The following is a 12,137-nucleotide window of genomic DNA, read 5'->3' on the forward strand; positions in this document are numbered from 1 at the left end:
GCTATTTATGGCTAATTATAACGGAATTGCTATTTTAGCCTAATGAAACGATAAGTATCTGACTTGTGGCTGCGATTAGCATTTTTTATAGGATTATGGCCAGAAGAGTAGTATTTCATCGCTCAATTGCTTCTGGGGCTGCTACACTGATTTAAATAGGAGATGACATCCATTGAATTGCTGCCTTTTTTATTGATAAAACTAAAGCTTGCTATGGGTGTCAAAACTTATTATTTTATCTATACCGTATTGAAATATATTTTCAATAGAAGATTTATGGTATTGATATATAAAGTATTTAAGGGTGTTGTGTAAGTTTTTTTGATTGCTGTGTTTTGTTCATGATCTTGAGCAAGTATTTACATTCTAGGCATTGAAATTAAACGAAAGTACCCATAGATTATAAGTAAGAGCAGCAGAGGAGTAACAAGACTTAAGTTAATAAAAAAACCTGACCAAAACAGAAGGAAATTCTCTATGTATACATTGAATATTAGCGGTCACCACGTCCAATCTGGTGAAGAAGTTCAAGAAGTAGTAAAAGATAAAATGGATCACTTGGCGCGTATCAATAATCAGATTACCACCATTAATGTGACCTTAAATACAGAGAAGCATGGGACTCATGAATTAATAGTAGAAGCCAGTGTTCATATTCCTGGTCATGACCTTTTTGCAATGGTTCAAACAGAAAAACAACTTAAACCTGCCCTTGACCTGTTAGTTGGCAAGTTGGAAAAACAGTTAATTAAACATAAAGCGAAGCATGCTGGTCGACAGCACCACATTAACGCTAAGGATGTAGAAAGTCCTGTAGAGCGTCAGTTACAAGCAGAATTTGATGAGCTTGTTGAGCGCGAAGTTATTTAAGCTAACAAAACCTTCTAGGAAGAAGCCTCGCTTATAGCGGGGCTTTTTTGTGCCTGTATAAAATTGGATAAATTATATTTGCCGGCATGAGCGAGGGAAAGCAGAGAAAGGATAACCAGATTAAGGTAAATAAAAAAAAGCGACGCCTTGAGCGTCGCTTTTCTATATCACACACTATTTAATCGGTAATGATTAAATATTAGTAGCAGGAATAAACTCTACAGGAGCCATTGTCATGGCATCTAGCGGTGGAGCGAAGTCCGTAAGCGTAATGCCATCAACCGCTGCTTTGTATTCTTCCAAGGTTGGGAAACGTCCCAATATTGTAGAAAGTACAACGACTGGAGTAGAGCCAAGTAAGGATTCACCTTTCTTCTCTGTGGAGTCTGCAACAACACGGCCTTGGAAAAGACGAGTTGAAGTTGCAATAACCGTATCACCAGGCTCTGCTTTTTCTTGGTTACCCATGCATAGGTTACATCCAGGGCGCTCCAAGTACATGATGTTTTCGTATTTAGTACGTGCTTCACCTTTTGGCTTAGCGTCGTCAAATTCGAAACCAGCGTATTTTTTCAGGATATCCCAGTCGCCTTCCGCTTTTAATTCATCAACGATGTTATACGTTGGTGGAGCAACAACTAAAGGCACTTTGAATGATACGCTACCGTTTTGTTTTTCAAGATTACGCAACATCTGAGCGATGATTTGCATGTCACCTTTGTGAACCATACAAGAACCAACAAAACCAAGATCGACAGGCTTATCTTTGTAGAAAGATACTTGGCGAATTACGTCATGAGTGTAACGCTTAGATACGTCATCATTGTTTACATCTGGATCGGCAATCATTGGCTCAATGATTTCGTCAAGGTCAACGACTACGTCAGCGTAGTACTTAGCATTGTTATCAGGAACTAGCGCTGGTTGCTCGCCAGAAGTGATACCTGCAATACGCTTGTCAGCAAGAGCAATCAAGCCGTGAAGCGTTTGAGCTTCATTTTCCATGCCTTTATCAATCATGATCTGAATGCGTTTTTTAGCTAGTTCAAGAGATTGAATAAGAGTCTTATCTTGAGAAATACAGATAGAAGCTTTCGCTTTCATCTCTGCAGTCCAGTCGGTAAAGGTGAACGCTTGGTCAGCCATCAATGTACCGATGTGTACTTCGATTACACGACCTTGGAATACGTTTTCTCCGCCAAACTGTTTCAGCATTTGAGCTTGCGTAGCGTGTACAACATCGCGGAAATCCATGTAGCTCTTCATTTCACCCTTAAAGGTTACTTTGACAGATTCAGGGATTGGCATAGTCGCTTCACCTGTTGCCAATGCAAGAGCAACGGTTCCAGAGTCAGCACCAAAAGCAACGCCTTTAGACATACGTGTATGAGAGTCACCACCAATGATGATCGCAGTGTCATCAACAGTAATGTCATTCAATACTTTATGAATAACGTCTGTCATAGGAGGATAAACGCCTTTTGGATCACGACCAGTGATTAATCCAAATTTGTTCATGAAAGACATCAGTTTTGGAATGTTAGCTTGCGCTTTAGAATCCCATACAGACGCTGTGTGACAACCTGATTGGTAAGCACCATCAACACTAGGGGAAATAACGGTGGCCGCCATAGACTCTAGTTCTTGCGCAGTCATCAAACCAGTCGTATCTTGTGAACCGACGATGTTTACTTTAACGCGCACATCAGATCCAGCATGAAGCGCTTTTTTAGATTTTACACCCACTGCATTTTTGTTGAAGATTTTCTCAACAGCCGTTAGGCCTTGATCATCCTTCGATATTTCTTGCGCTGGCGCATAAACAGTTGGTGTTGGTATACCTAGCGTTTCAGCAGCAAAGGTTTGTAGTTTCTTACCGAATACCACAGCGTAGGAGCTGCCGGCTTTCATGAATTCAACTTGTTGAGGTGTAAAAGCAGAAGAAACATCAACCAGCTCTTTATCGCCGTTGTAAAGTTTCTTTTCTTTAGTGTTGATGGTTAAAACAGTGCCAGTTTCAACAGAGTAGGTTTGCTCAAGAATTGTGTCACCATTAGCATCAAGAACAGGCTTGCCATTGGCATCTACTTTCTTAACCCAGTTTTTAAGGTCTAGACCAATACCGCCGGTAACGCCTACCGTCGTCATGAAAATAGGGGAGATACCGTTTGTGCCAGCAACAACAGGAGCAAAGTTCACGAATGGGATGTATGGGCTCGCTTGTTGGCCAGCCCAAAGTGCCACGTTATTCACACCAGACATACGTGAAGAGCCAACACCCATTGTGCCTTTTTCAGCGATAAGCATGACTTTCGCATTTGGGTGTTTGACTTGTAGTGCTTTGATCTCTTGCTGAGCTTGAGGAGTAATCATGCACTTGCCATGAAGTTCACGGTCAGAGCGAGAGTGAGCTTGGTTACCTGGGGAAAGTAAGTCTGTAGAAATATCACCTTCCGCAGCAATGTAAGTGACAACTTCAATTTCTTCGCTGATGTCAGGAAGCTTAGTGAAGAACTCAGCTTTGGCATAGCTTTCTAGAATCTCTTTAGCAATGCTGTTGCCAGCGTTATAAGCTGACTCTAAGCGTTCCATATCCGCTTCGTACAAGAATACTTGAGTTTTTAATACTTCAGCGGCTGGCGTTGCAATAGCGGAATCATCAGACAATGCAAGGTCAATCAACACTTCTACAGAAGGGCCGCCTTTCATGTGAGAAAGTAACTCTAGAGCAAATTCAGGCGTGATTTCTTTTACACTGGTTTCGCCTAAGATGATTTCTTTCAAGAACTTGGCTTTTACAACTGCAGCGCTTGTTGTGCCTGGTAAAGTGTTATAGATGAAAAAGGAAAGAGATTCTTTGCGGTGCTCATGGTCAGCATCTTTGATTTGATCAATGATTTCAGTTAATAAGTCAGCACCATCAATTGGTTTAGGATGCAATCCTTGGCTTTTACGATTCTCTATTTCTTGTAAGTACTCTAAATATAAGCTCATTTGCACCTCTGAATAATAATTTACGAAAATGTTATGTCTAACAATATGCTTCTAGCGTATTAATTTCCCTTAGATTTCATTTTCGATTTATCGATTGTAATGTTAGAAAACGCAGACTTGTTTTCAATTGAAAACAAGTCGTACAAAATTCTTCTCATTTTTTGATGCACTTATTTTATAGAAAAAAAGTGCTAAAGACTTACTGTGCACCATAACAATTTCGAATAGGTGACATTTAGCGGAATTATTCTGATTTGGCCACGTCATCAGATTGCTGAATAATCCTTACTACTCTAAAGCCCCAATTGCTGGCTTTTAAATCGGGCTGAGCTCTATATCGAGTCGAGCTCCTACCTACTCTTGGGATATCAAACCAAGAACCACCACGCAACACTCTGTTGTCGCATTGGTTTGCTAGCCAAACTTGGTTTTTAGTTGGTGCGCCTTCATAGGTGTCGTGATAGCAATCTTCAACCCACTCTGCGACATTACCGTGCATATCGAATAAGCCTAGTGGATTACTTGCCTGGCTGCCAACTGGAGCCGAAGATATGCCGTCCCACTGGCTTCCGCAGCTGTCGCAAACGCTGTAACCTTGCTTAACATTGTCGCCATACCAGAAGGCTGTATCAGAATCGGCCCTTGCTGAATATTCCCATTCAATTTCTGTTGGTAGGCGATATTCGGCGTTTGTTTCATTGGATATCCATGCCGTGTAGGCTTTTGCGTCGTACCAACTAATGTTGATAGCGGGGCGTTGACCTCGTCCCCAACCGTTGTCAGGTGGTAGTTCTCTGTTTGTTGCTTTGGCAAACTTGTCGTATTGATCAAAGGTGACTTCATATTTACTAATATAAAAGCCATTGGGTATGTTAACCTCATGAGCTGGTTTCTCGTTGTCGTCCCCCATATGACCTTGATCGCCCATGATAAATGTGGCCGGAGGAATTTTTTCTACTTTTGGCGCTGTACCACCGGATTTGAGTGGTTCTTCTAAAATTTGCGGTAACGACTCAAAAGGTGTTTTTACTTCAATTTCAGGTTGAACTGCTTCAGGTGCTGCGACAACTTTCTGGGGCGGTGTTGCTTCTGGCCATAACAGAACAGCAGCGATAAGACCTGTGGTGACAATAGCGCCGGCACCTATAGTGATAGGAGATAGAGAGCGAAAATAGCGCTTAACGGCTCGCTTAGTATTGGAGCTATCACTGACTTCTGGTTTGTATAAATTAGCTCGAATGATTCGAATCACTTCAGCTAAGGATTTAGGCCTGTGGCGTTCACTGTCACGACTCCATTTCAGTAAACGGCTCCATGTGGCTTCACTTAAATTAGGGTGAGTATCAGGTAAGCCAGTGGCGAAATCTTTATCAAGAATAGATTCACCCAATAACGCTGCCATCAAAAGCCGCATAAAAGCGAAACTGTCTGAAGTTGCGCTACGTTGTTGCTCCTTTTTTAAATACTCTGGCGGGAAGAAGCGAGGGTCCATTTCACTGTCTTCAATTCGTTTCATCCAGTTATGAGCACCAAATCCTGTCATCAAACCTAAGCCATTAACGACATGAATGGAGCTCAAATCCAAATGGCCATGAAAAAGGCCATTGCGATGAACTTGATCCAATGCTTTAGCTATGTTGTCGAATAAACTAATGACAACATTAAGCGGTGCTCCATCAGGGTATTTACCTAAAAAGCTATAGAGGTTCTCGCCACCACAAACCGCTGAGCATGAGAATACCCACAAATTAGAATAAAACGGCGGATAGTTTGGGGTGATTGCGGGATGTTTTACGCTGGCATATTTCCGAGCATTTTGTAAGAAATCTTCTACTTTGCCTTTGTTCGATTGAAAGAAACGCAAGACAAAAGGGCGCCCACCTTGATCCGCAACCCAAGTGGTTTTATAGCTATCCATAGGGTAATTTAAAACATACGGATCGAGCTCGACGCCAACATGTTGGCCAATTTTTAGTTTTGTAGGGTCATAAAAATCATTCATTACGAATTTGATATCCAAATCAAGACGTTGCTGCCTAAGTGCTTAATACAGGGTATAATCACGTTTTTTAACACAAAAAGGTAGAGTAATGTTATCAGCGTACCCAGAGCTTGTTGAATTTCTTCCCTGTGAATCTCCTGAGACATGGGTAAATTGGGCTCTTGAGAATCAAACTCTGCTATTAAATGATCACGCTCACTGTGAAAAAAAAGCTGCGTCCACTGCGATGAGTTTAATGTATCGCTATGTCGATCGCGATAATTTACTGCATAAAATGTCCCGTTTAGCTCGCGAAGAATTATTGCACTTCGAGCAAGTTCATAAAATCATGCGCAAACGCGACGTGGCCTATGATCACTTGTCAGCCTCACGTTATGCTGATGGTCTACGTAAACATATTCGCACTCACGAGCCTGCGCGATTAGTTGATACCATGATTATTGGCGCTTTTGTTGAGGCGCGCTCGTGTGAGCGTTTTGCCGCGTTAGCTCCGCACTTAGATGAAGAGCTTTCCAAGTTCTATATTTCACTACTAAAATCTGAAGCAAGGCACTTTGAAGATTATTTAGCATTGGCAAAAGAGTATTCAAACGAACCCATTGATGATCGTGTAGCCTTCTTTCGTGATTTAGAAGAAAAGCTGATTACCGAGCCTGATACTGAATTTCGTATGCACAGTGGCCCACCAAGCTTAGCGTAAGTTACAAAAACTTATAAATCTTAATGGTGACTTTTGAGCAGGGTGCTACACTCATATTATTGTCTGAGTTTCTGGAGAATATAATGGGCATACATAAGAGTGAAACCCTACCAGATGTCACGTATTGGCTTGCATTGGAAATTGCAAAAGTAGACCCTGTTGTTGACTTAGATGTCATGTACAAAGGCTCTTTGGAGTTGGATTTTTTATATCAATTGCTTACGTGTAAAGTGCAGCAACATTGGTGGCAAACGTATGGTATCCAACTAAGCCCTGTGATTGTTAATAATGCTTTCTTTCGTGCGGTGGCAATGCTACATAATCGTAATATTGAATTCAGTCGATCTCGTAATTCAGCAGAGACGGTTTGGGTTCGAGAGCTTTTAAATCGTTAAATGAATTAAAAAAATGCCAGCTTACGCTGGCATTTTTGTATAGTGCTTTTTTGTGTTGTACTTTTGAAAATTAACGAGCGCGGTGTCTAATAAAGTATTTCTTGATGAATTGCTTCTAGTCCGTCTAATCCGTTTTGCAAGAAATTCTCTACTGATGCCTTAAATTGAGTGTAAGTATTGCTCTCAATGCTGGCCATCCAAATCGAGTTATCCCAATCACCGAGAACACAGCGCAGATACTGATCATCTTTATGGACATCAGGTCGGTGCGTGTGTCCATGAATCACCGTTTTGCAGTGATGCCGAGCCAAAGAATCAACAACCGCTGATGGCGTGACATCCATGATAGTCATGGATTTTTCCGATGCCATAGATTTACTGTCATTGCGAAGTTGAGCTGCGAGCGCGACCCGCTGTTCAAGTGGCATCGCCAATATGTGTTCTTGCCATGCTTTAGAGCGTACTGTTTTTCTGAATGCTTGATATTCAGTATCTTCCAAACAATATTCGTCACCATGTGTCAGCAGTACTGCACTATTTTCAAGAGATAGCGTCGTTTGCTCTTTAATAAGCTTAGCACCAACACGGTTAATCCAATCACTGCCAATCAAGAAATCGCGGTTGCCATGTAAAAAAAACAAGGCGATTCCTGACTTAGAGATCTCCGCCAAGGCATTTTCTATTTCGGTATTCCAATCAGCCTGAAAATCGTCTCCGATCCAGGCCTCGTAGAAGTCACCTAAAATGTAAAGCTCTGACTTTTCTTCGCGTGCAATAAGTGCTTTGCTCATTTGTACAAACGCCCGGATTAAATCCGGGCGTTTGTCGCTAAGGTGCAAATCTGAAATGAAATAACGGATCATTATTTTACTAGTTCAGCACTTTCGATGATCACGTCTTCAGCAGGCACATCTTGATGACCTGATTTCATTGTGGTTTTCACTTCTTTGATTTTGTTAACGATATCCATGCCCGCTGTCACTTTACCAAACACAGCGTAGCCCCAACCGTCTGGAGTTTTACTACGGTGGTTTAGGAAGCTGTTATCAGCAACGTTGATAAAGAACTGAGCAGATGCAGAATGTGGATCCATTGTGCGAGCCATCGCCAATGTACCGATTTCATTCTTAAGGCCGTTGTCTGCTTCGTTTTCAATGGCTGTGCGAGATTCTTTTTGCGTCATGCCTGGCTCAAAACCACCGCCTTGAACCATGAAACCATTGATTACACGGTGAAAAATAACGCCGTCATAAAAACCAGATGTTACATAATCTTCAAAGTTTTTCGCTGACTTTGGGGCTTTTTCGTAATCTAACTCAACGTGAATGTCACCGTGGTTTGTATGTAAAATGATCATTTAAGATTCCTTATAAAGTTAACGCGGTAATATAAAAATGTATTTATGTTCAATCAATGTTGAGCATTTTATGTGTTTGTAAGCTAAGACGCCACCTTGGATGCGATAAACAATAGTGTAAAGTGGCTTGTTGGGTATCTATTAGTGGAATTTGATCTGCTGTTAAGTGACTTTGATCCATTGGCTGCAGATAAAAATGCTGAAAATCTAGGTTTTCAAATAACTCGGGCGAAAGGTGTGATTGCGGATACACCAGCTTAAGTTCATTGCCTTTGGAGACAATCAAGGGCTTTGCGGTTTTTGGACTTACGCAAATCCAGTCAATTCCTTGTGGTAATTCCATTGTTCCATTGGTTTCAATCGCAATGGTGTAGTCATGACGTTTCATTTCAGCAATGAGTTCGTTGTCCAGTTGAAGCGCAGGTTCACCACCGGTAAAAACAACGTATTTATGTCCTTGGCTTTCTGGCCAAAGAGCGTCGATATGAGATCGTAATTGTTGGGCGGTTTTGAACTTTCCGCCATTTTGGCCGTCTGTGCCGATAAAATCAGTATCACAGAATTGACATTCGGACTTGGCTCGCGTTTTTTCAAGACCAGACCATAGGTTGCAGCCGGTAAAACGACAAAATAGAGCAGGGCGTCCAGCGTGGGCACCTTCGCCTTGTAATGAATAAAAGGCTTCTTTAATAGAATACATTTGGTTATACCTATTACATCTCGAAAAACAGTCGAGGTAAGGGTGATAACTTTAGTTGATAATTTAATGGCTACATCGGTCATTTGTGGAACAAAAGCCAACAAGCCTTAAAACAAGCACACTAAAATCAGGGATAATTCTTTGTCTAACTTCTTGCTTAAGCTTCGTAATCCAGTGGGTCTTTTTTACCTTGCTCTGCAAAGGCTTCTAAGCGTTCACAACAGGCTCCACATTTACCACACGATTTTTCGCGACCGTTGTAACAAGTCCAAGTGTTGGCATAATCAAGCTTCATATCCAAACCGGCTTTTAAAATCTCACCTTTTGAAGCATGTAAAAAAGGTGTGACAATTTCAACCGATTGATAGTTAGCAATCTTAGACACAGCATTCATGGCTTCGACAAATTCTGGACGGCAATCTGGATAGATATGATGATCTCCAGAGTGCGCACCGTAATAGACTTTTCCAGCTTCTAATGAAACTGCGTACGCAATGGCCATCGAAAGTAAAACCATGTTGCGATTCGGTACTACAGTAGACTTCATATTGTCATCTTCGTAGTGGCCTTCGGGGATGTCAGCATCACTAGTAAGAGAAGAATTCGCCATTAAGCTATTAATCGCAGTGATATCGACGATTTTGTGGGGGATATCTAAGGCTTGGCAAACCTTGGCAGCAATATCTAATTCTTTGCTGTGCTTTTGTCCATAGTTAAAGGATAAAGCATAAACATCCAGTCCGTTTTCAATTGCTGTATTCAGAACGGTAAATGAATCCATTCCTCCCGAATACACAACGACGGCTTTTTCAGACATTTTTTTGGTTCCTAAAGAAAAGCCTTAATAACAATCATAAAAAGACTGAGGTAAGGCGAGAGTTGATAAAGCGAGGAGTATAGCAGACAGACGTTCGATCCAACTAGAAAGCCAAGTTAAAACAAGGCTTGTAACACTAGAAACTTTACGATATTTTTATATGCGTAACCAGTTACCTATTTTTGGTGGCTTTTGTTTATCTTAATTATGGTTTGGAAGATCAATGGAGCAGTTTGGTGTATTGACTCTTGGTAGTCGATTAAAGCGATTAAGTGATCATTTGTTTATTCAAGTGCAAGAAATTTATTCTCAATGCGAGATTCCCATTTCAGCAACATACTTTCCGATCCTTAGGTTGTTGCAGAAAACCGGAAGCTTATCTGTGATGGAGATTGCGGATAGGTTGCATCTTAGTCACCCGGCGGTGAGCAAACAAACCACTAAGATGATTAAAGAAAGTCTCTTAGAAAAAACAGTTGATGAGCAAGATCAGCGAAGGTCTTCCTTGCAGCTTTCTAAGCTTGGCTTAAGCGCTATGCAGCGGGTAGAGCCTGTTCTGCAAGAAATGAGAATTATCCTTGAGAAAATGACGGCTTTTTCGAGTGTAAACTTTATGGATGCTTTGTCAATTTTGGAATCAGAGGTTTTGAGTGGGAGTTTGGCGGATAAAGTGCTGGATCGTTTAGGCCCTATCGATATTGTCTTGCTAGAAGCTCAGCATGAAAAAGCCTTTTGTGACCTTAATATGGCGTGGCTAGAGCGCTACTTTCCAGATCAGATTGCTGATAAAGATCGAATGATATTGAGTAACCCGCAGCAAGAAATTATTCAGAAAGGTGGTGTGGTTTGGGTGGCGGTTCGTAAAACACAGCCTGTTGATTCAGTCGTTGGAACCATTGCTTTCTTGCCTTTGGAAGGCGGATCTTCAAACTATAAAAGGGGGGAAGTGTTCAAATTATCTGTTTCTGAGCATGCTCAAGGAAAGGGTGTGGCTCAAGACTTACTGTCAACAGCTATTGATTTTACTCAACAACAAGACTTTTCAGTGTTGTCGTTAGAGACTGCTTCATGTTTAGACGCTGCAAGGCACCTTTATGATAAAAATGGCTTTGTAGAAAAGCCATTTCCTAGCCCTTCTTTATATACAAGAGCGGATGTCTATATGGAAAAGTCATTATTATCGAATGAGAGTAGAGTTATTTTATGAATACAATGCAGGATATGCGTCGAGGCGCTGTAGCCTCCATACCTATGATAATAGGGGGGATACCATTTGGTTTGCTGTTTGGGTCGTTAGCATCCAGCTACGGTTTGAGTCCTTGGTTTGCGGTTGCCATGTCGGCTATTGTGTTTGCTGGTTCGGCGCAGTTTGTTGCGCTGGGTTTGATTGCTTTGCATGCGCCTATTTGGGTGATTGTGTCGACTACTTTTATTGTTAACCTTCGTCACCTTTTATACGCTGCGGATCTGGTGAAGTTTGTGAAGCATTTGCCAATGCCCATGCGTGTGATTATGGGGTTTGGTTTGATAGATGAAACCTATGCGGCGGTCCGTCCTATGTATGAAGTGGGCTCGGCGGATGAAAAAAATGGTCACAAAGTCTACCTAGGTTCGTTTCTCTCGTTTTATATCATGTGGAATGTGACAACTGTTTTAGGCGTTCTGTCCGGTGAGCTAATTCCAGGCATGAGTGAGTGGGGGTTAGAGTTTGCAATGGTGGCAACCTTTATTGGTATCATTACGCCATATCTAAAACACAAGGCATTTTGGTTGTGTTTGTTAAGTGCAGGAGTGTCTTCGATTATTCTATCAGAGTTGCCTAATAACTTGGGGCTTCTTGTATCGGCGGTGATAGGCGTTGTCATGGGTTATGTGGCGGATTCTGCCTCTAAAACCGTACTAAAAGTAGATGAGAGCACGCAGGAGTTGGGCAAATGACAGTATGGCAAAGCGTTTTAATTATCACAGGTATGTTTGCTGTCACCTTTGGGGTGCGGTTTGCTCTGTTTGCTAGAGCGGATAAAGTGGTCATGCCCGCTTTTATTGAAAGAGCACTGAAGTTTGTTCCTGTAGCTGTACTCACAGCCATTATAACTCCGATGATCCTAATGCCAAATCAACATATGGATTTGTCTCTGTCCAACCCTTGGTTGCTTGGTGCGTTTGCGGCTTTTATTGTCGGTATTTGGCGTCAGCAGCAATTGCTAACTATTCTAGTGGGCGTTTTGGTTTTTTTTGTGGCGAAATATGGTTTTTCTTTATAAAAAAGAGAAAAGATTTTCTGCTCAATATCCCATGCAAA

Annotated in this window: 12 protein-coding genes; 6 read left to right on the forward strand and 6 right to left on the reverse strand. The window is 41.6% G+C overall.

The window, feature by feature from the left end; translation table 11 throughout:
- Positions 1–477 precede the first annotated feature (477 nt).
- Positions 478–870, forward strand: coding sequence for a ribosome hibernation-promoting factor, HPF/YfiA family (gene hpf, locus AC2A4J_RS10500; RefSeq protein ID WP_255829066.1), 393 nt, complete (start codon positions 478–480; stop codon positions 868–870).
- A 192-nt stretch (positions 871–1,062) separates the two neighbouring features.
- Here the strand turns inward: hpf and AC2A4J_RS10505 are convergent, their stop codons facing one another.
- Together AC2A4J_RS10505 and AC2A4J_RS10510 are read right to left on the reverse strand one after the other, a co-directional pair.
- A complete protein-coding gene (locus AC2A4J_RS10505) occupies positions 1,063–3,864 on the reverse strand; it encodes a bifunctional aconitate hydratase 2/2-methylisocitrate dehydratase (RefSeq protein WP_484175962.1) in 2,802 nt (933 codons plus the stop codon).
- A 244-nt stretch (positions 3,865–4,108) separates the two neighbouring features.
- Positions 4,109–5,866, reverse strand: coding sequence for an SUMF1/EgtB/PvdO family nonheme iron enzyme (locus AC2A4J_RS10510; protein WP_484175963.1), 1,758 nt, complete (start codon positions 5,864–5,866; stop codon positions 4,109–4,111).
- 88 nt (positions 5,867–5,954) lie between these two features.
- Here AC2A4J_RS10510 and AC2A4J_RS10515 point away from each other — a divergent pair, with 88 nt between their 5' ends.
- Both AC2A4J_RS10515 and AC2A4J_RS10520 read left to right on the forward strand, forming a co-directional pair.
- Positions 5,955–6,566 carry a MiaE family protein gene (locus AC2A4J_RS10515; protein ID WP_255829069.1) on the forward strand — a complete coding sequence of 204 codons (612 nt, stop codon included), beginning with the start codon at positions 5,955–5,957 and terminating at the stop codon, positions 6,564–6,566.
- Positions 6,567–6,649: 83 nt separating this feature from the next.
- Entirely contained in the window at positions 6,650–6,961 is a 312-nt protein-coding gene (locus AC2A4J_RS10520; protein ID WP_484175964.1) for a hypothetical protein, read from the forward strand.
- An 86-nt stretch (positions 6,962–7,047) separates the two neighbouring features.
- On the opposite strand, the gene AC2A4J_RS10525 is transcribed toward AC2A4J_RS10520, so the two are convergent.
- From AC2A4J_RS10525 to queC, 4 genes are all read right to left on the reverse strand, one after another.
- Entirely contained in the window at positions 7,048–7,824 is a 777-nt protein-coding gene (locus tag AC2A4J_RS10525) for a UDP-2,3-diacylglucosamine diphosphatase (protein ID WP_484175965.1), read from the reverse strand.
- A complete protein-coding gene (locus AC2A4J_RS10530) occupies positions 7,824–8,318 on the reverse strand; it encodes a peptidylprolyl isomerase (RefSeq protein WP_114413636.1) in 495 nt (164 codons plus the stop codon). Before AC2A4J_RS10530 ends, AC2A4J_RS10525 begins: the two co-directional genes overlap by 1 nt.
- Positions 8,319–8,367: 49 nt before the next feature.
- Complete coding sequence (gene queE / locus AC2A4J_RS10535) at positions 8,368–9,018, reverse strand: 7-carboxy-7-deazaguanine synthase (RefSeq protein ID WP_255829072.1); 651 nt, start codon at positions 9,016–9,018, stop codon at positions 8,368–8,370.
- A 157-nt stretch (positions 9,019–9,175) separates the two neighbouring features.
- Entirely contained in the window at positions 9,176–9,835 is a 660-nt protein-coding gene (gene queC / locus AC2A4J_RS10540; protein WP_484175966.1) for a 7-cyano-7-deazaguanine synthase QueC, read from the reverse strand.
- 223 nt (positions 9,836–10,058) lie between these two features.
- On the opposite strand from queC, the gene AC2A4J_RS10545 reads away from it, so the two are divergent.
- The 3 genes from AC2A4J_RS10545 to AC2A4J_RS10555 are packed head-to-tail and all read left to right on the forward strand — an operon-like array spanning position 10,059 to position 12,099.
- Complete coding sequence (locus AC2A4J_RS10545) at positions 10,059–11,042, forward strand: bifunctional helix-turn-helix transcriptional regulator/GNAT family N-acetyltransferase (protein WP_484175967.1); 984 nt, start codon at positions 10,059–10,061, stop codon at positions 11,040–11,042.
- Entirely contained in the window at positions 11,039–11,773 is a 735-nt protein-coding gene (locus AC2A4J_RS10550; RefSeq protein ID WP_484175968.1) for an AzlC family ABC transporter permease, read from the forward strand. Before AC2A4J_RS10545 ends, AC2A4J_RS10550 begins: the two co-directional genes overlap by 4 nt.
- Positions 11,770–12,099 (forward strand): AzlD domain-containing protein, encoded by a 330-nt coding sequence (locus AC2A4J_RS10555; protein ID WP_484175969.1) that lies wholly within the window; start codon positions 11,770–11,772, stop codon positions 12,097–12,099. Before AC2A4J_RS10550 ends, AC2A4J_RS10555 begins: the two co-directional genes overlap by 4 nt.
- Positions 12,100–12,137 lie beyond the last annotated feature (38 nt).

This window comes from Marinomonas sp. ATLA20 (assembly GCF_057180105.1).